Source organism: Caulobacter sp. GW821-FHT11A05, from assembly GCF_058809015.1.
Window position 1 is genome coordinate 199,359 of the sequence record NZ_JBXASF010000009.1, and the last position, 23,685, is coordinate 223,043.

Here is a 23,685-nt window from a genome sequence, read left to right on the forward strand (position 1 = left end):
CCTTCGCGAACGCACGCAGAAGTCCCGTCCCGCATCGCCGTCCCCCAACTGGGGAATGGGCTTGAAGCGGGACGGGATACTTCCCATCTCAAAACATTGACGTTCGGATAAGCTTAAGCCGCCATGCGCGACTACTATGACATCCTGGGCGTGACCCGTGGCGCGGACGACGCGGCGCTGAAGTCCGCCTTCCGCAAGCAGGCCATGGAGCACCATCCCGACCGCAATGGCGGTTGTGAGGACGCGTCTTCACGCTTCAAGGAAATCAACGAGGCCTATTCGATCCTCAGCGATCCGCAGAAGCGGGCCGCCTACGATCGCTTCGGCCACGCCGGCGTCAACGGCATGAACGGCGGTGGCGGAGGCCAGGGCTTCCACGACGTCAACGACATCTTCAGCGAGGTGTTCGGCGACGCCTTTGGCGAAATGTTCGGCCGTGGCGGCCGCCAGCGCAGCAACGGCCCGGCCCGCGGCGCTGACCTGCGCTACGACCTGGAGATCACCCTGGAGGAGGCCTACGCGGGCTCCGAGAAGGAGATCAAGGTCCCCTCCTCGATCACCTGCGAGACCTGCGAAGGCTCGGGCGCCAAGCCCGGCACCAGCCCGACCGTCTGCGGCAGCTGTGGCGGCGCCGGCCGGGTGCGCGCCACCCAGGGCTTCTTCTCGATCGAGCGCGCCTGCCCCCGCTGCGGCGGCTCGGGCAAGATGATCATGGACCCGTGCAAGAGCTGCCACGGGGCCGGCCAGGTCCGCAAGGAACGCGTCCTCTCCGTCCGCATCCCGGCCGGGGTCGACGACGGGGCCCGCATCCGCCTGGCGGGCGAGGGCGACGCCGGCCAGCGCGGCGGCCCGCGCGGCGACCTCTACATCTTCCTGTCGGTGGCCCCGCACGACCTGTTCGAGCGCGACGGCCTGGACCTCCTGTGCACCGTGCCGGTGCCGATGGCCACGGCCGTGCTCGGCGGCGACATCGAGGCCCCCTGCCTGACCGGCGGCGAGAACTGCGACGGCCAATGCCGCATGAAGGTCAAGGTCCCCGAAGGGGTGCAGACCGGCAAGACCGTGCGCCTCAAGGGCCGCGGCATGCCGTCCCTGCGGTCCCGGGAAAAGGGCGACCTGGTCGTCGAGCTGTTCGTCGAGACCCCGACCCAGCTTTCCGCCCGCCAGCGCGAGCTGATGCGCGAGTTCGCCGATCTGACCGGCGAGGCCCAGCACCCCAAATCCGCCAACTTCGTGGGTAAAGCCAAGCGCTTCTGGTCGAACGTCACGGGTGGCTAGAGCGAGACAGCCGAAAGTGGCCGCCGGTTTCGGCGTCCGTCGAGCGCCTCGCGAAATGCCAACTTTGACTGACCGGGGCGTCAAAAGGGTCTAAACACCCTTCCCTCGTAGTAAACGGCGCGGCCCATTCTCGTGTGATGGCGGCCCCCAGCGCCCCCAGTGTCGGAGCCGTCATGCTGCGCGCCTTCTCGTCCCTCCGTCCGCTGCTGTTGTCGCTGACCCTGCTGACGGCCGGGTCGGTCGCCGCCCTCAGCGTCTCGGCGCCGGCCTACGCCCAGCGCGCCTGGCGCACCCACAAGGACAGCAAGTACGGCTACCGGGTCGAGTTCCCCGGCGTGCCCAGCCAGAGCCAGGAAACCACCCCCGGCGGCGCGGTGGTCGACATCGCCGCCCTGGAGGCGGGCACAACCGGCAAGTTCATGGTCGTCTCGACCAGCGGCGTCTCCAGCGACGCCAAGGCGGCCCTCGACAACGGCGCCGCCGCCATCCTCGACTCCAGCAAGGGCGAGGTGGTCGCCAAGGCCGACCTCAGCATCGACGGCGCCCTGGCCCGCGATCTGACCCTGCAGCTGAAGGACAAGGGCATCGCCATGCGCATCCGCCTGGTCGTTCAGGGCGAGAACTTCTACCAGGTGATGGCCGTCGGCTTCATCGACACCCCGCTGGAAGGCTCCGACCGCTTCATCAACAGCTTCCGCCTGACCCCGCCGACCCCCGCCGCCGCCCCGACCGCGCCGGGGACCATGGCCCCGGTCGCGGACAACTGAACCCCAAAGTTGTCATCCTCCGGCCGCGCAGCGGACCGGGGGACCCAAGGCGGCTCTGGAAAGACTCCGAACAATCTTCACGCGGACGGATGGGTCCCCCGGTTCTCGCTTCGCGAGCCCGGAGGATGACAGCGAAGGCGCGTTAACCCCTGTCGATTCACCGGCAGGATCGCTAGGTTGGGCGGTCCATGAACGCCCCGACCCCAAATCTTCCTGAAGCCGCCGGCGCCACGCCCGTCATGGCGCAGTATTTCGAAGCCAAGGCCCGTCAGCCCGACGCCCTGGTCTTCTTCCGCATGGGTGACTTCTACGAGCTGTTTTTCGACGACGCGATCAAGGCGGCGGCCGCCCTCGGCATCAGCCAGACCTTTCGGGGCAATCACAACGGCCAGCCGATTCCGATGGCCGGGGTGCCGGTCCATGCCGCCGAGGCCTATCTGGCCAAGCTGATCCGCTCGGGCTTCAAGGTCGCCGTCTGCGAGCAGATGGAAGACCCCGCCGAGGCCAGGAAGCGCGGCAGCAAGTCCATCGTCCGCCGCGACGTGGTGCGGATCATCACCCCCGGCACCCTGACCGAGGACAGCCTGCTCGACAGCCGCGGCGCCAACCGCCTGGCCGCCATCGCCCTTAGGGCCGGCCAGGCGGCCGTGGCCAGCGTCGAACTCTCCACCGGCGTCGTCGAGAGCCTGTTGCTGGCCCCCAGCGGCCTGGCGGCGGCGCTGGCGGCGCTGAGCCCGTCGGAAATCCTCGTCCCCGACCGCCTGTTCGCCGACGAACATATCTCCGCCGCCCTCAAGCTGGCCGGTGGCCTGGTCCAGCCGATGGCCCAGGCCCTGGCCGAGCCCTCGGCCAGCGAGGCGCGGGTGAAGCGGCTCTATGGCGTCGAGACCCTCGACGGCTTCGGCGGCCTGGCCGGGGCGGAGATCTCGGCGCTGGGCCTGATCGCCGCCCATCTGGAAGTCACGCAAGCCGGCCGCCTGCCGGCCCTGTCGCCGCCGCGCCGGGCCGGCGAGGCCGACGTCATGGCCATCGACCCGGCCACCCGGACCAGCCTGGAGATCGAGAAGACCACCGGCGGCCAGCGCGACGGCAGCCTGCTGGGCGCCATCGACCGCACCATCACCGCCCCGGGCTCACGCCTGCTGGCCGAGCGGCTGGCCAGGCCCCTGCTCGACCCGGCCCGCATCGAGGCGCGGCTGGACGCCGTGCAATGGTTCCTCGAACGGCGCCAGCTGCGCGAGGACGTCCGCGACCAGCTGCGCCGGGCCGGCGACATGGCCCGCGCCCTGTCGCGCCTGGCCCTCGGCCGGGGCGGCCCGCGCGACCTCGGAACCCTGCGCGACGGCCTCAAGGTCGGCGAGACGCTCGCCGGCCGGGCCGGCGGCGACGCCTTGAGCGGCCCGCCGGCCGAGATCGAGGCGGCCCTGGTCGCCATCTCGCCCAGCAACTCCATCGACCTCTCCAGCCTGCTGGCCGGCCTGGAGGCGGGCCTCGGCCCCGACCTGCCGGCCCAGGCCCGCGACGGCGGCTTCGTCGCCGAGGGCATCCGCCCCGAGCTCGACCAGGCCCGCGCCCTGCGCGACGACAGTCGGCGGGTGATCGCCGGCCTTGAAACACGGCTGGCGACCGACAGCGGCGTGCCGCTGAAGATCCGCCACAACGCCGTGCTCGGCTATTTCGTGGAGACGACGGCGAACAAGGCCGATCCCCTGTTCCAACCCCCACACAATTCCGTCTTCATCCACCGCCAGACCCTGGCCAACCAGGTGCGGTTCACCACCGTCGAACTGGCCGACCTCGACGCCCGCATCGCCCAGGCCGGCGAGCGGGCCCTGGCCATCGAGGTGCAGACCTTCGAGGCCTGGCGCGACCAGGCCGTGGCCCTGGCCGAACCCCTGCGCGCGGCCGCCCAGGGACTGGCCATGCTCGACGTCGCCTCGGCCCTGGCCGAATGGGCCGAGGACGCCAATGCCTGCCGCCCGGTGGTCGACAGATCCCTCTGCTTCGACGCCAAGGCCGCCCGCCACCCGGTGGTCGAGGCGGCGGTGAAGCGGGCCGGCGATCCCTTCACCCCCAACGACTGCTGCCTCGACGGCAGCGGCGAGCAGGGCTCGCGCCTCAGCATCGTCACCGGCCCCAACATGGCCGGTAAGTCGACCTTCCTGCGCCAGAACGCCCTGCTGGCCGTGCTGGCCCAGTCCGGCTCTTACGTCCCCGCCCAGGCCCTGACCCTGGGGATCGTCGACCGGCTGTTCAGCCGTGTCGGGGCCGGCGACGACCTGGCCCGCGGCCGTTCGACCTTCATGGCCGAGATGGTCGAGACCGCCGCCATCCTCACCCAAGCCACGCCCCGCAGCTTTGTCATCCTCGACGAGATCGGCCGCGGCACCGCCACCTGGGACGGCTTGGCCATCGCCTGGGCTTGCGCCGAGGCCCTGCACGACACCAACCGCTCCAGGGCCCTGTTCGCCACCCACTACCACGAGCTGGCCACCCTGGAGGATCGCCTGGCCCACGTCTCCAACCTCAGCCTTCGGGCCAAGGAGTGGAACGGCGACCTCGTCTTCCTGCACGAATGCGGCCCCGGCCCCGCCGACCGCTCCTATGGCGTCCAGGTCGCCAAGCTGGCCGGGGTGCCGCCCGCCGTGGTGGTCCGCGCCCGCGAGGTGCTGGAACGGCTGGAGACCGAGAGCCACAGCCCCGCGCGGCTGGAGGGGCTGCCGCTGTTCGAGATGGCGGCGCCGACGCCGGTGCAGAAATGGGGCCCAAGCCCGGCCGAGGAGGCGCTCAAGGCGCTGGACCCGGATGGCATGAGCCCGCGCGAGGCGCTGGAGGCCCTGTATCGGTTGAGGGGCCTGCTTTGAGGGCGCTCATTGCGTCCAATATAATTCACCCCCATATTGGAGTGAATTAGGGCGCGCAGATGACGAACACGAGTCAAAACCTGACCCTCGCAGAGGCCGGCTACGTCCTGGACCAGTCCAGCGAGGTCTTGGGCCGAGCCATCGACCGCGGAGTCGTCAAGGCGAAAATCGTCAAGTCCGGCAAGACGCGACGGCGACTGCTCGGCCGGCCGGAACTTCGCTTCTTCAAGGTCACCATGGGGCTCAAGCGGGATCTGACCCCATCTGGCCGCAAGCGGATCTACGAGGCGCTCAAGCGATTGCCTGCCGACACCCCGCGTCTGCAGTTTGGCGAGATGGCGCTCGAGCTTGGGCCTGTCGACCGGCAGCTCGAGGAACGACTGGAGCGACTGGCGACTTTGAAACTCTCCGTCTCGCCAGGGCCGGATGGGGAGCCCTGCCTCAAACGGAGCGGTGTTCCGGTCTATGTGGTCGCTGGCCTGAGCCGCGGGCAGTCCGCCGAAGAGATCATTGAGGACTATCCAAGTCTCACACCGTCGGAGCTGCAGATCGCGTTGGACTATGCCACCGCCTACCCCAAGGGGGGACATCCCTATCCCGCACGCAGCTTGAAGCGAACCTTGGGCGACCTGGCGGCGGAAGGGGTCTTCGATATCGACCCACCGGACCCTGCAACGCCGCGGATGTTCGATTGACCCTCTATCTGGTCGACGAAAACGTCCTCCGGGAGATGCATCCGTCGGGGAACCTCGCCGTCCGGGCATGGCTCAAAACCGTCGACGACCATGAGCTCCGGTTGAGCGCCATGACCCTGTTCGAGAAGCAGCGGGGATGGGAGCGACAGCGCCGTACGCGTCCGGCGGAAGCGGCCGCGAAGCTTGTGGGACTGGATGCCCTGGAAGCGATCTATGCCGGGCGGATCATTCCGATCGACGAAAAGGTGTCTGCCGAATGGGCGCGCCTTCTCGGCGCAAAGGACAAGAACCAACGGGACATGGCCATCGCCGCGACCGCTCGCGTTCACAACCTGGTGGTGGTTACCCGCAACGTCGCTGATTTCGAAGGCCGAGGCGTGAAGGTTCTGAACCCCTTCGAGGCCAAACCCACGGTCAGAGACGTCTAGAACGACGGTGCATTGCACACCACCGTTCCACAGCGCACATAGGACCCATGCCCCCGCGCCTTCGCCCGACCCGCCTCGAACACGTCGTTGACGGCGAAGCCCTGCGAGCCCGACTCTCGGCCGCCGCCCTCGATGCCGTCGGCGACGAGCCCGAACAGCGCCGCCGGGCGCTGGAGATCCTCAAGCAGGCGCTGTTTCGCGGACGGATGATCGCCAAGGAGCGGCTGGAGAACGGGGCCGGCGGGGTCGAGACCGCGCGTCTGCTCTGCGGCGTCACCGATGAGGTGATCACCGCCCTCTACGACTTCACCACCGTCCATGTGTTCCGGGCCCGCAACCCGACCGAGGGCGAGCGGCTCTGCCTGCTGGCGGTCGGCGGCTATGGCCGCTCGGTGCTCAGCCCCTACAGCGACATCGATTTGCTGTTCCTGCGGCCCTGGAAACAGACCGCCCACGCAGAGAGCGTCATCGAGTACATGCTCTATGCCCTGTGGGATCTGGGCTTCAAGGTCGGCCACGCCAGCCGCACCATCGACGAATGCATCAAGCTGTCGAAGGAAGACTTCACCATCCGCACTTCGCTGCTGGAGGCCCGCAAGCTGAGCGGCGACCAGCAGCTCGCCCTGGACCTGCGCAAACGCTACCTCAATGAGGTGATGCGCGGCACCGGCCCCGAGTTCGTCGCCGCCAAGCTGAAGGAGCGCGACGAGCGCCACGCCCGGGCCGGCGCCAGCCGCTACATGGTCGAGCCCAACGTCAAGGAGGGCAAGGGGGGCTTACGCGACCTGCACACCCTGATGTGGATCGCCGAGTACCTCTATCCCGTCGACCGGCCGAGCGACATCTTCCGCCTGCCCCACTTCCACCCGCGCGAGGTCCGCGCCTTCACCCGCGCCTTCGACTTCCTGCATGCGGTGCGGGCCCATCTGCACTTCACCACCGGCCGGCCCGAAGAGCGGCTGACCTTCGACGTGCAGCCGGAGCTGGCCCGCCGCATGGGCTATGGCGACCGGGCCGACAACCCGGCCGTCGAGCGCTTCATGCGCCACTATTTCCTGATCGCCCGCGAGGTCGGAGCCCTGACCCGGGCCTTCTCGGCCAAGCTGGAGGCCGAGCACCTCAAGCAGGAGCCCAAGGGTCTTTCCCGCTTCCTGCCCGGCCGCAGCAAGATCAAGCGCCGCGAGCTCGACTATCCGGGCTTCCACGAGGAGAACGGCCGCCTCAACATCGACAACCCCAACGTCTTCAGCCGCGATCCGGTCGACATGATCCGCATGTTCCGCATCGCCGATGTGCTGAACCTCGACCTGCATCCGGACGCCTTCACGGCCGCCACCCGTTCCCTGCCGCTGATTGGCAGCAAGCTGCGGCGCGATCCCGACGCGGTGGAGGCCTTCCTCGACATTCTGGCGCGCGGCAAGAAGCCGTACCGGACGCTGACGCTGATGAACGAGGCCGGGGTGCTGGGCCGTTTCCTGCCGGAGTTCGGCCGGATCGTCGCCCAGATGCAGTTCAACATGTACCACAGCTACACGGTGGACGAGCACACCCTGCGGGCCATCGGCATCATCAACGACATCGAGCACGGCCGGCTGGAGGAGGACCACCCGCTGGCCACCTCGATCATGCCGCTGATCGACGACCGCGAGGCCCTGTTCCTGGCCATGATGCTGCACGACACCGGCAAGGGCGGGGTTGGCGGCCAGGAGAAGGCCGGCGCCCGTTCGGCGCGGCAGGCCTGCGAGCGGCTGGGCGTCGAGCGCGGCAAGATCGAGCTGGTCGCCTGGCTGGTCGAGCATCATCTGGTGATGAGCGATTTCGCCCAGAAGCGCGACGTCGCCGACCCGGCGACGGTGGCCGCCTTCGCTCGCATCGTCGAGAACCCCGAACGCATGCGCCTCTTGCTAGTGCTGACCGTGGCCGACATCCGCGCCGTCGGTCCAGGGGTGTGGAACGGCTGGAAGGGCCAGCTGCTGCGTGAGCTCTACGCCGGGGCCGAGGCCATCTTCCGGGGTGGTCGTTCGAGTGACCCCGCCGCCGCCGCCCAGCGCCACCAGGAAGCCGCCGCCCGCGAAGCCCGCGCCGCCCTGGCCGCCGCCCACCCCGGCACGGATGAGTGGGCCGCGACCATGGAGGACGCCTACTTCAGCGCCTTCACCACCGCCGAGGTCGCCGAGCACGCCGCCCTGGTCCAGCGGGCCGGCCAGCAGGGCGGAGCCGCCGCCGGCTGCCGCATCCGCACCGACCGCAACACCGCCGAACTGGTGGTCGCCGCCAAGGACCGGCGCGGCCTGTTCGCCGACCTGGCCGCCGCCCTGTCGGGCCTGGGCGGCAACGTGCTGGGGGCCAGGGTGTTCACCTCGCAGTCGGGGCAGGCGCTGGACGTCTTCCAGGTGCAGGACGCCTCCGGGGCGCCTTACGGCGCCGACAATCCCCGCTCCCTGCGCCGCCTGGCTGACGCGCTGGAAGCCGCCGGCCGGGGCGAGGGCGTGCCGCCGGAGGGGCGTCGCAGCGACCTTGGCCGCACCGCCGCCTTCGCCATCGTGCCGACCGTGATGCTGGACAACGAGGCCTCCACGGAGGCCACGGTCGTCGAGGCCTCGGGCCGCGACCGGCCGGGCCTGCTGCATTCCCTGGCCCGGGCGATTTCCGAGCAGGGCCTGAGCATCATCTCGGCCCACATCGACAGCTACGGCGAGCGCGCCGTCGACGCCTTCTACGTCCAGACCGCCGCCGGCCATAAGGTCATCGACCCGCGCCGGCAGGCGGCGCTGAAGGAAGACCTGATGGCGGTGCTGGAAGCCGAGGAGACCGGCGCGGCGGCCAAGGCCAAGCCGCGGCTGCAACGCGCGCGGGCCAGCGTGGCGCGCTAGCAAGCGAAGCGCCCTTCTCCCGCTTGTCGGGAGAAGGATTCCGGATGGCCCTTCCCCCTGCGCCAAATCACCACCGAACCTCTGCTTGACCCCCCGACTCCCCAGGCGCAGAAGCGCGACGTGAGCGACGAAAGCCTGCCTCCCCCGACCCCCGATGCCCAGACCACGCCCAAGGTCCCGCCGGACCCCAGGCGGCCGGGCATCATCAAGTCCTCGCTGATCTTCTCCGGCCTGACCCTGGTCAGCCGCTTCATGGGCCTGGCCCGCGACCTGGTCATCACCGCCCGGCTGGGCGCCAGCCAGACCATCGCCGCCGACGCCTACTACACGGCCCTTTCCTTCCCCAACCTGTTCCGCCGCATCTTCGCCGAGGGGGCCTTCGCCGCCGCCTTCGTGCCGGCCTACAGCCGCAAGCTCGCCGCCCAGGGCGAGCGCAGCGCCGATGAGCTGGCCACCGACGGTATGGCCGCCCTGGCCGCCGCCACCATCCTGCTGACCCTGGTCTGCCAGCTGACCATGCCGTGGCTGATGTTCGTCATCAATCCGGGCTACGCCGACGAGCCGGACAAGTTCCGCCTGGCGTGGATGCTGACCATCGTCACCATGCCCTACCTGCCCTGCATGGCGATCACCGCCCTGCTGTCGGGGGTGCTCAACGCCCGGGGCCGGTTCATCCTCTCAGGCGCAGCGCCGACGGTGCTCAACGCCGTCATGCTGCTCGCCGTCATCCCGCAGAAGGACCCGGTGCTCGCCGCCTGGTCGGCCAGCGTGGCGGTGGTCATCGCCGGCGTCCTGCAGGCGGCCCTGCTGTGGTGGGGCGCCCGCAGGTCCGGCGCGCGCCTGGCCCTGGTCTGGCCGCGCCTGACGCCTGACGTGAAGGCCCTGGTGCTACTGGCCATCCCCGGGGCCATCGCCGCCAGCGTCACCCAGATCAACATCTTCATCTCCGGGGTGCTGGCCAGCCAGATGACCGGCGCCCGCTCCTGGCTGACCGTCGCCGACCGCCTCTACCAGCTGCCGCTGGGCATGGTCGGGGTGGCCATCGGGGTGGCCCTGCTGCCGCGCCTGTCGCAGGCGCTCGGCAAGGGCGACGCCAAGGACGCCCAGGAGAGCACCGACCTGGCCATCGTCGCCTCCCTGGCGCTGGCGCTGCCGGCCGCCGCCGGCATGATGGCCGTGCCCCACTACCTGATCGACGGCCTGTTCACCCGCGGCGCCTTCACCGCCTTCGACGCCGAGCAGACCGCCCTGGCCCTGTTCCACTACGGCTGGGGCACGCCCGCCTTCATCCTGGCCCGGGTGCTGTCGCCGGTCTTCTTCGCCCGCCAGGACACCAAGGCCCCGATGCGCTTCGCCATCATCTCGGTGGTCATCAACATCGTGCTCGGCGTCGCCCTGTTCCACTGGATCGGCTTCCAGGGCATCGCCGCCGCCACCGCCGTGGCCAGCTGGGTCAACGTCGGCCAGATGGTCTGGACCCTTCACAAACGCGGCGACTACCGCCCCGGCAAGCAGGCCTGGAACAAGATCGCCCGCGTCGCGGTCGCCAGCGTCGTCCTTGGGGCCCTGCTGGTGTTCGCCGGCCTCAACCGCGCCTGGATCGAGGCGCCCCTGGCCGGCATCAGCTTCGCCGGCCTCGGCCCCAAGGAGATCGGCATCCTCGCGCTCTTCCTGGTCTCGGCGGCCGTCTATCCGGTGCTCGTGCTGGGCACGGGCGGCATGACCATGGCCGAGATCAAGGCCCTCGTCAGGCGGCGTCCGGCGGCGTAGCCTCGCGGCCATGTCGCCGCTCGCCCCCCTGCTGGCCGCCTTCTTCCTGGCGCCCGTCCCGCCGACGGTCATACCGCCGCGGCTGTTCATTCACGCCGGCCCCGAGAAGGTGCAGCTGATCATCGACAACCCGCGCTCGTTGCCGATGGCGATCGTCGATCCGAAGCTGGGCGAGGGACTGGCCGACGGCCTCCTGTTCATCCGGGTGCGCGAGCCGCACGGCCACCTGGTCTGGCGCGGTCAGGAGGACGGTTGGTGGTCGCCGCTCTATCTGCGCACACAGATCACCACCGCCCAACCTCCGTTCCACGAGATCCCGCCCGGCCGGAACGCCGCCTTCGAAGTTGACCCGGCGAGGTTGACCAGAGGTCTGCAAGGCGGCCCGACAACCGGTCAGTGCCGCTTCCAGGTCAAGGCCGTGGTCTACGATGGCGACATGTGGCCCTGGAAGACGAGCGGCCCCTACGTCATCGAGTCCAACTGGGCCGAGATCCCCTGCGCCAGGCTGTTTCCCCCGCTTGCCGAAGGCGCCGCCGTCCCGTAAGGCAACGCCCATGGTCACCCTGCTCCCACATCGATGGCGCCGCGCCTGATCGCCTGATAGAGCCCCGCCCGGGATGCGATCCCGCGCGCCGACCGACCCTACCTCTCCGAGTACATCCATGACCGACCAAGCCCCCGCCCAATACGCCGGCCCGCAACGCGTGCTGTCCGGCGTCCAGCCGTCCGGCGCCCTGCACCTGGGCAACTACCTGGGCGCCCTGGTGAAGTTCGCCAGGCTGCAGCACGAGATCGACACCTTCATCTTCGTCGCCGACATGCACGCCATCACCGTCTGGCAGGAGCCGGCCCTGCTGGCCGCCCAGACGCGCGAGATCGCCGCCGCCTACCTGGCCTCGGGCCTGGACCCGGCCAAGGCCACCATCTTTCCGCAGTCGGCGGTGCCCGAGCACGCCGAACTGGCCTGGGTGTTCAACTGCGTCGCCCGCCTCGGCTGGCTCGACAAGATGACCCAGTTCAAGGAGAAGAGCGGCAAGCACAAGGAGCGCTCGAGCGTCGGCCTCTACACCTATCCGGTGCTGCAGGCGGCCGACATCCTGGTCTACAAGGCGACCCATGTGCCGGTCGGCGAGGACCAGAAGCAGCACCTCGAACTGTCCCGCAACATCGCCCAGAAGTTCAACCACGACTTCGCCGCGCCCGGCTGCTTCCCCCTGCCTGAACCCCTGATCCAGGGGCCGGGCGCGCGGATCATGTCGCTGCGGGATGGCCTGGCCAAGATGAGCAAGTCCGACCCCTCGGACCTGTCGCGCATCAACCTGACCGACGACGCCGACACCATCGCCGCCAAGGTCCGCAAGGCCAAGTCCGATCCCAATCCCCTGCCGGAAACGGTGGAGGAGCTGAAGGACCGCCCCGAGGCCGACAACCTGGTCGGCATCTATGCGGCGCTCGGCGGGGTGACCAAGGAGGCGGTGCTCGGCCAGTTCGGCGGCCAGGGCTTCGGGGCCTTCAAGCCGGCCCTGGCCGATCTGGCCGTCGCCTCCCTGGGGCCGGTCAGCGAGGCCATGCGCCGCTATCTCGATGACCCGGCCGAGATCGACCGCATCCTCGCCGCCGGCGCCGCCAAGGCCCGCGAAGCCGCCGCCCCGACGGTGGCGGAGGTCAAGAAGCTTGTGGGGTTCTGGGGCGCCTGAGGCGCCCCAGAACCCCTTTCTCGATCACGGACGCAAAAAACTGCGTCTGATTGATTGACCAAAAATACAACTTCAGGTCACAGTCCCCTCCATTCCCGTGAGGAGAGACTCAGATGGCCCATATGCTCAGCCTATCCGCCGCCGCCGCCCGGCCGGCCGCGAACTGGCGCACCGACGCCGCCGCCCTTCGCGCCATCGCCCAGATGGCGGTCAACGTCGAGCTGTTCACCATCCCGCTCTACATGACGAGCCTCTATTCCATTCAGGGCTTCCACCCGATCACCGGGGCCGGCACGAACTTCTACCAGGGCCGCCTGTGGGCCGGCGCCAAGACCACGGCCGAGCCGCACAGCGCCAACGACAAGGCCTTCAACATCGTCTTCTCAGTGTTCATCCAGGAGATGCTGCACCTGCAGATGGCGGCCAACATGGCCACCGTCGTCGGCGTCGACCCGACCTTCACCGGCGCCCCGCTGCAGGACGACAACGGCGGCTGGCTCTGCTACGGCCCCGACAAGAGCGTCATCCCCGGCATCATCGACCTGAAGGACACTAAGGCCCACGAGGACGTGGCGGTGAACATCGGCGTGCTCGACGAGACCGCCCTGCGCCTGTTCCTGGCCATCGAGCAGCCGGAGGTCGACGCCCGGGCTAACATCAAGCCGGACAAGATCAAGGACTACTTCCCGACCGTCCCCTTCAAGGACTGGAAGTACGGCGATCCGCTGCCGCTGTTCGGCACCATCGGCTGGATGTACCAGTGCTACTACGACTACCTGAACCTTAAGTACGACGACGGCTCGTCCCTGTGGTCGAAGGTGTTCAACGGCAAGGCCGTGCAGAACGACCTGTTCAACAGCTCCGGGGCCGGCGGCCATCCCATGCGCGAGTTCATGGGCTTCGAGACCACCATCGCCCTGACCTACCCCGACATCGCCTTCGAACAGATGGTCCAGATGATGGACGCCATCACCGACCAGGGCGAGGGCAATACCATCAACCGCGGCGGGGCCGGCCTGCTGAAGGCCGTCGAGCCCAAGTACCAGCCGAACGACGCCGCCCTGAAGTCGGACTATCCGAGCTACAGCGACGCCGGCAAACTCCTCCCGTCCGCCGACGCCGAGGCCCGCTACGGCAATGACGGCAAGGACCACTATGAGCGGTTCGGCGAGATCCAGGGCCTGCTGCACGACCTGGTCACCTGGCCGGAGTGGATCAAGCGCAATCCCACATGGACGGCCGAGATGCTGACCGGCCCGGGCTACGACCCCTCCAACCCCTACGGCCTGCCGACCCCGGCCGACGTGGCCGGGGCCCTCAACGCCCTGGCCGCCGACAAGGCCGGCAGCAAGGCCCTGCTCAGCCAGGCGGTGGTCGGCGCCATCCACGGCGTCACCTCGGTGCTGAACGGCTACTGGGCCGTGCCGGCCCCCGGAAAGACCGCGCCGCAGTTCCCCTTCCCGTCGATGAGCGGTTCGGGCGACCGGATGAGCACCGCCTGGGCCATCCTCGGCGAGACGCCGGACCTGTCGCTCAGCCTGCCGCCGCCGGCCAGCGACGCCCTCTACCACAGCTGCCAGGGCCTCGATTTCAACGGCGATGGGACCAATAGCTGCGCCCAGGTCGAGGTCTTCCACAGCTGCCGGGGCTCCAACCTCTGCCGCGCGACCGGCGGCTGCGGCTTCGTGCAGCCGACCACCGGCGGCGGCAGCTGCGGCTCGGCCGTGGCTACGCGCGCCCCGGCCGCCAGCTGCAGCGCCAGCGGCTGCGGCGCGCCGGCCGACGCCTCGCCGGCTCCGGCCGCCCCCGACCCGACGAAAAAGCCGGTTACCGCCGGCTGCGGGCCGCCGCCCGTGGACAGCACCCTCTACTCGGCTCCGGGCGACAACAAATGCGGCAGCTTCGGCGGCTGCGCGGTGCCGATCTCGGCCTCGCAGGTCTTCCCCAAGGCCGGGACCATGCAGCTGTTCGACTTCGTCGACGAACCGGGCGTGGGCTGGAAATCGAAGCCCCTCATCGGCCCCGACGCCGAACTCAAGTTCAGCTACGGCGAGAAGGTGCATGACGTCGCCTGGCGGGCCTTCAGCGCGGTGATGACGGCGCGCGGCAAGACCCCGCCGGCCAATCCGCCGCCGTCGGACAACATCCGCCTCGCCTTCCCGCCCTCGACCTGAGGGACGGCAGAGTGCGTAGCGTAACCCCACGTCTCGGCCTCCCCCTCCTGGGGGACGGCCTTGGCCTGCGGGATGAGCATTTCGGCCACCTGATGCGCAGCCCCCCGGAACGCTGGGGCGCCGACTGGTTCGAGATCATCAGCGAGAACTTCATCGGCCACCACGGCTGGGCGGCGCGGGTGCTGGAACATGTCGCGGCGCACCGGCCGGTGGTCATGCACGGGGTCTCCCTGTCGATCGGTTCGACCGACCCCCTGGACCTCGCCTACCTCAAGGGCCTGGCCGACCTCGCCGCGCGGGTGAAGCCGGCCTGGATCTCCGACCACCTGTGCTGGACCGGCGTCGGCGGCAGGAACAGCCACGACCTCCTGCCCATGCCCCTGACCGAGGCGGCGCTGGTCCACGTCGCCGACCGGGTGCGGGCCGTGCAGGACATCCTGGGCCGGCCGCTGGTCATCGAAAACCCCAGCAGCTACCTGGAATATTCGGCCAGCCAGATGCCCGAATGGGCCTTCCTCGGCCGGCTGGCCGAGGACACCGGCTGCGGCCTGCTGCTCGACTGCAACAACGTCCACGTCAGCGCATTCAACCACCGTTTCGATCCGGTCGCCTACATCCAGGCCCTGCCGGCCGACCACATCGTCCAGGTCCATCTGGCGGGTCCCAGCGACGGCGGCGATCATCTGATGGACACCCACGACCACCCGGTGCCGGACGCCGTCTGGCCGCTCTACGCCCTGGCCCAGCGGCGCACCGGCGGCGTCTCCACCCTGCTGGAATGGGACGCCTCGATCCCGCCCTACGACGAGCTGCTGGCCGAACTGGCCAAGGCCCGCCTCCACCGCGATGTCCGCGAGGCCGCTGTTGCCTGATCTGATCGACCTCCAGACCGCCCTGCAGCAGGCGGTGACCGGCCCCCGGCCGGAGACCTGGACCAGGGCCGGCGCCCTGCTGGCCCCCTCGCCGATGAGCCCCGAGCGGCGGCTGTCCCTCTACGCCCGCGGCTATCGCGCCCGGCTGCAGGACAGTCTGCGCCGCGAATACCCAGCCCTCTGCGCCCTGATGGGCCCGGTGGTCTTCGACCTGTTCGCCGAGGGCTATATCGAGGCCTGCCCCCCGACTTCGCCCAGCCTGCATCTGCTGGGCGCGGAATTCCCCGCCTGGCTGGAGCAGACCCGGCCGCCGCATGTCGTCCCCGGCGACGTCGAGGCCCTGCCGGCCCAGCTGGCCCGGCTGGAGCGGGCCTGGTCCGGGGTGCTGCGCGCGCCGGGGCCCGAGGGCCGGCCGCCGCCGCCTTCCGACCTGCTGCTGCAGCCGACCGGCCGGCTGAGGCTGCCGCAGACCACGGTGCTGATGGCGCTGGACTTCGACTTCGCCCCGCTGCTGGCGGCGGTGGCCGACGGCGACCCGCCCCCGACCCCGGAAACCCGCCCGACCCTGGTCGCCATCGCCCGGGGGAACTGGCGCGTCCGGCTACATACCCTGGGCCCCGGCCGCTTCGCCTGGCTGCGGGCCCTGGGTCACGACGGCGCCTCGGCGCTAAAAGCGGCCGCCACGGCAGCGCGCGGCGAAGACCCCGGCCGCCTGCTGGCCGACCTCGTCCTCTGGCTGCCACTGGCCATCCAGGCCGGGTTGGTGATCGCGGACTAAGCGCGCCCCTCAGATTTTGGCAGGAATGATCACCGGCAGGCTCTCATAGCCCTTCACGAAGCTGGAGAAGACCCGCCGGGGTTCGCCGACCACCTCGATGCGGGGGAAGCGTTTCAGCACCTCTTCCCAGACGATGCGCAGCTGCAGTTCGGCCAGCCGGTTGCCGACGCAGCGGTGGATGCCGAAACCGAACGACAGGTGATGGCGCGGCCGCTCGCGGTCGATGATGAAGGCGTTGGGGTTGTCGATGACGCCCTCGTCGCGGTTGCCCGAGACGTACCACATGACGACCTTGTCGCCCTTCTTGATCAGCTTGCCGCCGACCTCGGTGTCGGCCACGCAGGTCCGCCGCATGTGGGCCAGGGGCGTCTGCCAGCGGATGATCTCGGAAACCATCGACGGGATCAGGGCCGGGTTGGCGCGCAACTTGTCGTATTCGGCCGGGTTCTGGTTCAGGGCCAGAAGGCCGCCGGTGATCGAGTTTCGCGTCGTGTCGTTGCCGCCGACGATCAGCAGGATGATGTTGCCCAGGTACTCCATGGGCTCCATGTTTTTGGTGCTCTCGCCGTGGCAGAGCATGGAGATCAGGTCCGGCTGCGGCGGGGCGCCCACCCGCTCGTTCCACAGGCGGGTGAAGTATTCGAGGCACCCTAGCAGTTCAAGCTGGCCCTCCTCCTCGGTCTCGACCACGCCCTGGCCCGGGATGGCGGTGGCGACGTCGGACCAGCGGGTCAGCTTGCGCCGGTCCTCCCAGGGGAAATCGAACAGGGTCGCCAGCATCTGGGTGGTCAGCTCGATGCTGATGCGATCGACCCAGTCGAATTCCTCGCCGATCGGCAGTTCGTCGAGCAGGGCGGCCGCCCGCTGGCGGATGACCGGCTCCAGCTCCATCAGCCGCTGCGGGCTGACCGAGGGGCTGACCGTCTTGCGCTGCACATCGTGCTTGGGCTGATCCATGGCGATGAACATCGGCAGCATGAAATCAGGGTTGAAGTCGGCCAGGGTGATGCCGCCCAGGTGGGCGTCGCTGCTGAAGGCCTGGTGATTGGTGTCGACCGCGACGATGTCCTCGAACCTCGTCACCGACCAGTAGGGGCCCCATTCGCTCTCGGGGGTGTAGTGGACCGGGTCCTCCCGGCGCAGGCGTTCGAACACCGGCCAGAAGCTGTCGTCCTTGAACCGGTCGGGCAGGCCCGGGTTCAGCTCGGCCAGCGGGGTGGCTTGGGCGGCGGCGCGATCTGCCGCCTGCTTGTCGAAGGTTCCGTCAGCCATGGCGGCCTCCTTTAGGCGCGGGCGGGGATGACGACGGGAAGGGTGTCGTAGCCCTTCACGAAGCTGGAATAGACGCGGGTCGGCTCGCCGACCACGTCGATGCGGGGGAAGCGTTTCAGCACCTCTTCCCAGACGATGCGCAGCTGCATCTCGGCCAGCCGGTTGCCGACGCAGCGGTGAATGCCGAACCCGAAACTGAGGTGATGGCGCGGCCGTTCGCGGTCGATGATGAAGGCGTCGGGATTGTCGATCACCGTGGCGTCGCGGTTGCCCGAGACATACCACATGACCACCTTGTCGCCCTCCCGGATCAGCTTGCCGCCGACCTCGGTGTCCTGGGTGCAGGTCCGGCGCATGTGGGCCAGCGGCGTCTGCCAGCGGATGATCTCGGAGACCATCGAGGGGATCAGCGACGGGTCGGCCCGCAGCTTGTCGTACTCCGCCGGGTTCTGGTTCAGGGCCAGCAGGCCGCCGGTGATCGAGTTGCGGGTGGTGTCGTTGCCGCCGACGATCAGCAGGATGAGGTTGCCGAGGTACTCCATCGGCTCCATGTTTTTCGTGCTCTCGCCATGGGCCAGCATCGAGATCAGGTCGTTGCGCGGCGGGGCATTGATCCGCTCGTTCCACAGCCGGGTGAAGTAGTCGAGGCACTCGCGCAGCTCGGTCCGGCGCGCCTCCTCGCTCTCGACGATGCCGTTGCCGGGAATGGCGGTGGCGACGTCGGACCAGCGGGTCAGCTTGCGACGGTCCTCCCAGGGGAAGTCGAACAGGGTGGCCAGCATCTGGGTGGTCAGCTCGATACTGATGCGATCGACCCAGTTGAACTCTTCCCCGACCGGCAGTTCGTCGAGCAGCCTGCCGGCCCGCTCGCGGATCACCGGCTCCAGCAGCATCAGATTGGTCGGGCTGACCACCGGGCTGACGGTCTTGCGCTGCACGTCGTGCTTGGGCGGGTCCATGGCGATGAAGTTCGGCAGGATGAAGTCGGGCTTGGGATCGCGGATGGTGATGCCGCCCCGGAAGGCGTCCGAACTGAAGGCCTGGTGGTTGCTGTCGACGGCGACGATGTCGTCGAACCGGGTGATCGACCAGTAGGGACCCCATTCGCTGTCAGGGGTGTAGTGGACCGGGTCCTCCTGACGTAGCCGCTCGAACACCGGCCAGAAGGTATCGTCCTGGAAACGGGCCGGATCGCCGGGGTTCAGCTGGTCCAGGGGGGTCGACCAGGCCTGGGCGCGCGCCGCGGCCAGCTTGTCGAACGATCCATCCGCCATGGCGGCCTCCCTTATCTTGTCATTGTTCACATAGGGCCACGGAATGGGTCAGCCCTCAAGAGCGCAGCGCCGGACGCGAAAAACCCCGCCGTCGGAGGACGGCGGGGCTTCCCTGGAGGTTTGGTTTGGCGAAGAGCCGGTCAGCTGGCCCGGGCGTAGACCTGCCGGGCCGGGGCCGCGGTGGCGGACGCCGCGTTGACCTTGAAGCGGCGGATCAGGGCGCCGAGCTGCTCGGCCTCCTGGCGCATCAGGTGCGAGGCGGCCGTCGATTCTTCGACCATGGCGGCGTTCTGCTGGGTCATCTGGTCCATGCGGTTGGCCGAGACGGTGACCTCGCGCAGGCCCAGCGACTGTTCGCGGACCGAACCGGTGATCTCGGTCATCAGGGCGGTGACATCGCCGACCCGGGCCACGATGCGGTCCAGGGCCGCGCCGGCCTGGCCGACCAGGTCGACCCCGGCGTTGATCTGCTGGCTGGAGGCGGCGATCAGGGCCTTGATCTCCTTGGCGGCGCCGGCCGAGCGCTGGGCCAGGGCCCGCACCTCGGAGGCGACGACCGCGAAGCCGCGACCGGCGTCGCCGGCCCGGGCCGCTTCGACCCCGGCGTTGAGCGCCAGCAGGTTGGTCTGGAAGGCGATCTCGTCGATCACCCCGATGATCTGGGTGACGTGGCGCGAGCTCTCCTCGATGCCGGCCATGGCGGTGACGGCGCGGCGCACCACCTCGCCCGAGCCGCGGGCGTCGGCCCCCGTCTCGGTGACCACCAGGTCGGCCTTGCCGGCTCCCTCGGCGGCGCGGGCGGCGGCGGCGCTGATCTGTTCCAGGGCCGCGGCGGTCTGTTGCAGGCTGGCGGCCTGGTCCTCGGTGCGGCGGGCCAGGTCGTCGGCGGCGGCGCTGGTCTCGCCGGTCGCCGATTCGATGGTCGTGGCGCGGTCGGCGATGGTGCGGATGACGCCGGCCAGTTCCAGGACGGTGTTGTTGAAGTCGTTGCGCAGGCCTTCGTAGGCGGCGGCGAACGGCGTGTTCAGCTTGAAGGTCAGGTCGCCCTTCGACAGGCGGCTGAGACCCTCGGCCAGGCCTTCGACGACCTGGGCCTGTTCCTGGCTCGACTGAGCCCGGCGGGACTCCTCGCCGGCCCGGGCCTGGTCCTGCTGGGCCACCTGGGCGTCATGCTGGGCGGCCATTTCGGCCAGCCGCAGCTGGTTGTCGCGGAACACCACCAGCGAGCGCACCAGGGCGCCCAGCTCGTCGCCCCGCTTGAGGCGGTCCAGGTTGATGCTGTTGTCGCCGCCGGCCAGGGTTTCTGTGGCGCCGGCGATGCGGGTGACGTCCTTGCGGATGACCATGACCAGCATGAAGGCCAGCGCCGCCACGCCCACCAGGGTCAGGGCGACCATGATCATGGCCACGGTGCTGATCGTCTTGGCCTGCGACACCGACGCCTCGGCGCGGGCGACGGAGGCCGAGCTGACGCTGGCGGCCGCCTTGTCGAGGGTGCCGGTCATCTTGACGTAGGCCTCCTCGAAGGGAACCGTGAACTGGGCCGCCGTGGCGGTGTCGACCTCGAGCATGGACATGACCACGCCGACGGCGTCCTCATAGTCCTTGAGGTCCTTCTTCAGCCCCGTGAGCGCCACCTGCTCCTTCGAGCCGGGCGCGGTCTTGGCGTGGGCCTTGTCGACCGCCTTCTTGATTTCGCCGATCTCGGTGGTCAGGGCCTCGACCCGGCCGGAGATGGTTCCGGTCTCGATACCGGCCGACTGGCGGGTCAGCAGCAGGTAGAGCTCCCCGTGGGCCGAACGGATCCGCTGGGAGATGGTCGCCAATTCCAGACTGGCCGGCGCATCGACCTCGACGACGTGGGTGAGCACGTTTCGCTGGTTGGCGTTCATCCACCAGGAACCACCGGCCACTAGGGCCAGGGCGATGATGGCCAACATCGGCGCGAGCCCGATCTTGATGGCTAGCGGAGCGTCGGCGAGCCTTGGCATACCCATGACTGATGAAATCCCCTGATCCCGAGTGGCGCCAAAGTCGAACAAGAGAGTAAGTTCAAGGTTAAAGCGCCGGGCGCCATGACGTTTTATTTCCCGCCAAGCGGGAAGGGGCGCCCCAAACGCGAAGGGCGCCCTTGGGGGGCGCCCTTGATACGTCCGCCGGATTGGAGGGCGGATGCGCGGAGGTCACAGGGACATCCGCGCGCGTCTTGAGTGTGATCAGGCGCCGGTGAAGCGCAGCGGCACGCGGATGACGCCCGACTTGCCACCCATGGGCAGCGCGCCGGCGACGCAGACGGCGGCGGCTTCAAAGCCCTTGGACGGGACTTCGCTTTCGACAACCTTGCAGTTGGAAAGCTTGCCGTCGGCGGCGGTGCATTCGAGGGTGACCTTGGCGGCCTGGCGCACGTTGGCGTGCTTCTCCAGGCATTTGGTCATTTCGGCCTGAAGATTGCCGGCCGAACTCGGACCGGCGACGGCCAGCATGCCGAGAGCCGCGACGGCCGTAAGGATGATCTTTTTCATGAACTAAGCGCCCCTTCTGAGCTTGGTAGGTGAATGAGGCTGGCAATAGCGCGAAAGTCCTTAAGGCCCACTTACGGCGCGAAAAGAACATTCGGGTTTTGCTTCAAAGGCCCGTGGGGGCTTGTTCGGGCGCGCGCCGCGTCCCATGTTCCGGTCATGTTCATCCAGACTGAAGCCACGCCCAATCCGGACGTGATGAAGTTCCTGCCCGGCCGCGAGGTCCTGGGGACCGGCAGCCGTGAGATCGCCAGCCCTGAAGAAGCGATTGTCTCGCCGCTGGCCACCGCCCTGTTCGCGCTGGGCGACGTCACCCGCGTCTTCCTCGGCCCTGACTTTCTGACCGTGACGCGCAGCGACGAGATCGAATGGGCCCACCTGAAGGCGCCGATCCTGGCCGCCATCATGGACCACTACACCTCCGGCCAGCCGATGCTGACCGCCGGCGGGGCGCAGGACGAGGCGGGGGACGACACCGTCTACGACGAGGACACGCTGCAGATCGTCGCCGAGATCAAGGACCTGCTGGACACCCGCGTGCGCCCGGCCGTGGCCCAGGACGGCGGCGACATCGTCTTCAACCGCTTCGACGTCGAGAGCGGCACCGTCTATCTGCACATGCGCGGCGCCTGTTCGGGCTGCCCCTCCTCGGCCGCCACCCTGAAGGCCGGCGTCGAGAACATGCTGCGCCACTATGTGCCCGAGGTGATGCGGGTCGAGCAGACCCTCTAGGTCGGCCATCGATCGGCGGCTATAGCCACATCCATCGTTACCGATGGAGCCTGCCATGTCCTCGCCGCTGCCGGACGCCTGCCTCGACCAGATCTTCCGCGACGCCCGCACGCGCAACGGCTGGGACCCCGCGCCGCTCGCCGAGGTCCTGATTCGGGCGGTCTACGATCTCGCCCGTCTGGGCCCGACCAGCGCCAACTGCAGCCCGGCCCGCTTCGTCTTCGCCACCAGCGAAGAAGCCAAAGAGACCCTGGCCGCCTGCGCCTCGGCCACCAACGGCGCCAAGATCCGCCAGGCGCCCTGCACGGTGATCATCGGCCACGACCTGGAGTTCATGGATCGCATCCCTGATCTGTTCCCGCACAACCCCGGGGCCAAGGACTGGTTTCCCAAGGGCTCCGAGCTGGCCGAACGCACGGCGTTCAGGAACGGAACCCTGCAGGGCGCCTATCTGATCATCGCCGCCCGCTCGCTCGGCCTCGATTGCGGCCCGATGAGCGGCTTCAACAACGCCAAGGTCGACGAGGCCTTCTTCGCCGGCACGACGGTGAGGTCCAACTTCATCTGCTCGCTCGGCCACGGGACCGACAAGGACCTGTTCCCCCGCGGCCCGCGCCTGAGCTTCGAAGAGGCCTGCAGCTTCGCCTAGCGCGATCACCGCCTGCGGCATACCCTGTCTTCAAAACAGCGCTCGGGGAGGGCGTGTCATGAAGCTGCTGGGCAAGATTCTGCTGGGCCTCGTCGCCCTGGTCCTGGTTGTCGCCATCGTCGGCTGGCTGTCCCTGCGGCGGGGCGAAATCCCCTGGGCGACGCTGGAGGCCAAATACGCCAACGCGGAGAGCCAATGGGTCGACCTGCCCGGCGGCGTCCGAGCCCACTACCGCGACCAGGGCAATCCGGACGGGCCGGTGCTGGTCCTCGTCCACGGCTTCGCCGCCAACCTCGAAACCTGGGAGCCCTGGGCCCAGCGGCTGGGCAAGGACTACCGTATCGTCAGCCTCGACCTGCCCGGCTTCGGCCTGACCCGCGCCCCGGAGGGCTACCGCCTGACCCCGACCGCCTTCGACGACACGGTCGAGGGCCTCGCCGATCACCTGAAACTCGGCCGCTTCACCCTGGCCGGCAATTCCATGGGCGGCGGCGTCGCCTGGCAGTATGCGCTCAAGCACCCGGGCCGCCTCGACGGGCTGGTGCTGGTCGACGCCGCCGGCTTCCCGGAGAAGGCCCAGAAGGGCTCGCCCGTCGCCTTCAAGATCCTGCGCAATCCGGTCGGCCGCTTCCTGCTGGGGGACCTCGACACCACCCGGCTCACCGCCCAGGGCCTGCGCTCGGCCTTCGAACCGCAACCGGACCTGGCCACCGACGCCATGGTCGCCCGCTATGTCGAGATGGGCCGCGCTCCCGGTCACAAGGACATTGTCCTGGGCATGATGGCCGACCCGGCCGGTCCCCGCTTCGCCGATCCGGCCCAGCTGGCGACGATCAAGGTCCCGACCCTGATCCTGCACGGCGACACCGACAAGCTGATCAGCCCCGAGGCTGGCCGCAAGTTCGCCGCCGCCATCCCCGGCTCGACCCTGATCCTCTATCCCAGGATCGGCCACATCCCGATGGAACAGGCCGCCGACCAGTCGGCCGCCGACCTCGACGCCTGGCACAGGCAGAAGGTCAGGGCTCCGCTGAAGCCCTGAC

Annotated in this window: 19 protein-coding genes; 15 read left to right on the plus strand and 4 right to left on the minus strand. The window is 69.1% G+C overall.

Features of this window, described 5'->3' with window-relative positions:
* The first annotated feature begins 123 nt into the window (after positions 1–123).
* The 12 genes from dnaJ (at position 124) to AC1RSK_RS14830 (ending at position 16,196) form a co-directional block, all read left to right on the plus strand.
* Entirely contained in the window at positions 124–1,278 is a 1,155-nt protein-coding gene (dnaJ, locus tag AC1RSK_RS14775) for a molecular chaperone DnaJ (RefSeq protein ID WP_492908329.1), read from the plus strand.
* A 173-nt stretch (positions 1,279–1,451) separates the two neighbouring features.
* Entirely contained in the window at positions 1,452–2,045 is a 594-nt protein-coding gene (locus AC1RSK_RS14780) for a hypothetical protein (RefSeq protein ID WP_492908330.1), read from the plus strand.
* A 188-nt stretch (positions 2,046–2,233) separates the two neighbouring features.
* Positions 2,234–4,909 (plus strand): DNA mismatch repair protein MutS, encoded by a 2,676-nt coding sequence (gene mutS / locus AC1RSK_RS14785; RefSeq protein WP_492908331.1) that lies wholly within the window; start codon positions 2,234–2,236, stop codon positions 4,907–4,909.
* A gap of 59 nt (positions 4,910–4,968) precedes the next feature.
* Positions 4,969–5,604, plus strand: a complete 636-nt coding sequence (locus AC1RSK_RS14790; RefSeq protein ID WP_492908332.1) for a DUF433 domain-containing protein — start codon at positions 4,969–4,971, stop codon at positions 5,602–5,604.
* Positions 5,601–6,032 (plus strand): type II toxin-antitoxin system VapC family toxin, encoded by a 432-nt coding sequence (locus AC1RSK_RS14795; protein WP_492908333.1) that lies wholly within the window; start codon positions 5,601–5,603, stop codon positions 6,030–6,032. The genes AC1RSK_RS14790 and AC1RSK_RS14795 overlap by 4 nt, the downstream gene beginning before the upstream one ends.
* A 47-nt stretch (positions 6,033–6,079) precedes the next feature.
* Positions 6,080–8,905, plus strand: coding sequence for a [protein-PII] uridylyltransferase (locus tag AC1RSK_RS14800; protein ID WP_492908334.1), 2,826 nt, complete (start codon positions 6,080–6,082; stop codon positions 8,903–8,905).
* A 120-nt stretch (positions 8,906–9,025) separates the two neighbouring features.
* Positions 9,026–10,675 carry a murein biosynthesis integral membrane protein MurJ gene (murJ, locus tag AC1RSK_RS14805; protein ID WP_492908335.1) on the plus strand — a complete coding sequence of 550 codons (1,650 nt, stop codon included), beginning with the start codon at positions 9,026–9,028 and terminating at the stop codon, positions 10,673–10,675.
* Positions 10,676–10,685: 10 nt separating this feature from the next.
* A complete protein-coding gene (locus AC1RSK_RS14810; RefSeq protein ID WP_492908336.1) occupies positions 10,686–11,219 on the plus strand; it encodes a hypothetical protein in 534 nt (177 codons plus the stop codon).
* A gap of 118 nt (positions 11,220–11,337) precedes the next feature.
* The gene (trpS, locus tag AC1RSK_RS14815) at positions 11,338–12,372 is read left to right on the plus strand and encodes a tryptophan--tRNA ligase (RefSeq protein WP_492908337.1); all 1,035 of its coding nucleotides are present in this window, start codon (positions 11,338–11,340) and stop codon (positions 12,370–12,372) included.
* Positions 12,373–12,485: 113 nt separating this feature from the next.
* The gene (locus tag AC1RSK_RS14820; protein WP_492908338.1) at positions 12,486–14,546 is read left to right on the plus strand and encodes a ferritin-like domain-containing protein; all 2,061 of its coding nucleotides are present in this window, start codon (positions 12,486–12,488) and stop codon (positions 14,544–14,546) included.
* A gap of 11 nt (positions 14,547–14,557) precedes the next feature.
* Positions 14,558–15,418, plus strand: a complete 861-nt coding sequence (gene bufB / locus AC1RSK_RS14825; RefSeq protein ID WP_492908339.1) for an MNIO family bufferin maturase — start codon at positions 14,558–14,560, stop codon at positions 15,416–15,418.
* Positions 15,411–16,196 (plus strand): HvfC/BufC N-terminal domain-containing protein, encoded by a 786-nt coding sequence (locus AC1RSK_RS14830; RefSeq protein WP_492908340.1) that lies wholly within the window; start codon positions 15,411–15,413, stop codon positions 16,194–16,196. The genes bufB and AC1RSK_RS14830 overlap by 8 nt, the downstream gene beginning before the upstream one ends.
* Positions 16,197–16,205: 9 nt before the next feature.
* On the opposite strand, the gene AC1RSK_RS14835 is transcribed toward AC1RSK_RS14830, so the two are convergent.
* From AC1RSK_RS14835 to AC1RSK_RS14850, 4 genes are all read right to left on the minus strand, one after another.
* The gene (locus tag AC1RSK_RS14835; RefSeq protein ID WP_492908341.1) at positions 16,206–17,468 is read right to left on the minus strand and encodes a cytochrome P450; all 1,263 of its coding nucleotides are present in this window, start codon (positions 17,466–17,468) and stop codon (positions 16,206–16,208) included.
* Between the two features lie 11 nt (positions 17,469–17,479).
* A complete protein-coding gene (locus AC1RSK_RS14840; protein WP_492908342.1) occupies positions 17,480–18,742 on the minus strand; it encodes a cytochrome P450 in 1,263 nt (420 codons plus the stop codon).
* A 140-nt stretch (positions 18,743–18,882) separates the two neighbouring features.
* Positions 18,883–20,739 carry a methyl-accepting chemotaxis protein gene (locus AC1RSK_RS14845; protein WP_492908343.1) on the minus strand — a complete coding sequence of 619 codons (1,857 nt, stop codon included), beginning with the start codon at positions 20,737–20,739 and terminating at the stop codon, positions 18,883–18,885.
* A 219-nt stretch (positions 20,740–20,958) separates the two neighbouring features.
* Positions 20,959–21,264 carry a hypothetical protein gene (locus tag AC1RSK_RS14850; RefSeq protein WP_492908344.1) on the minus strand — a complete coding sequence of 102 codons (306 nt, stop codon included), beginning with the start codon at positions 21,262–21,264 and terminating at the stop codon, positions 20,959–20,961.
* A 156-nt stretch (positions 21,265–21,420) separates the two neighbouring features.
* On the opposite strand from AC1RSK_RS14850, the gene AC1RSK_RS14855 reads away from it, so the two are divergent.
* Genes AC1RSK_RS14855 through AC1RSK_RS14865 form a run of 3 tightly spaced genes read left to right on the plus strand, consistent with a single transcriptional unit; the run spans position 21,421 to position 23,684 of the window.
* Complete coding sequence (locus tag AC1RSK_RS14855; RefSeq protein ID WP_492908345.1) at positions 21,421–21,993, plus strand: NifU family protein; 573 nt, start codon at positions 21,421–21,423, stop codon at positions 21,991–21,993.
* 55 nt (positions 21,994–22,048) lie between these two features.
* Positions 22,049–22,642 (plus strand): malonic semialdehyde reductase, encoded by a 594-nt coding sequence (locus AC1RSK_RS14860; protein ID WP_492908346.1) that lies wholly within the window; start codon positions 22,049–22,051, stop codon positions 22,640–22,642.
* A gap of 58 nt (positions 22,643–22,700) precedes the next feature.
* A complete protein-coding gene (locus AC1RSK_RS14865; RefSeq protein WP_492908347.1) occupies positions 22,701–23,684 on the plus strand; it encodes an alpha/beta fold hydrolase in 984 nt (327 codons plus the stop codon).
* The last annotated feature ends 1 nt before the right edge of the window (position 23,685 follow it).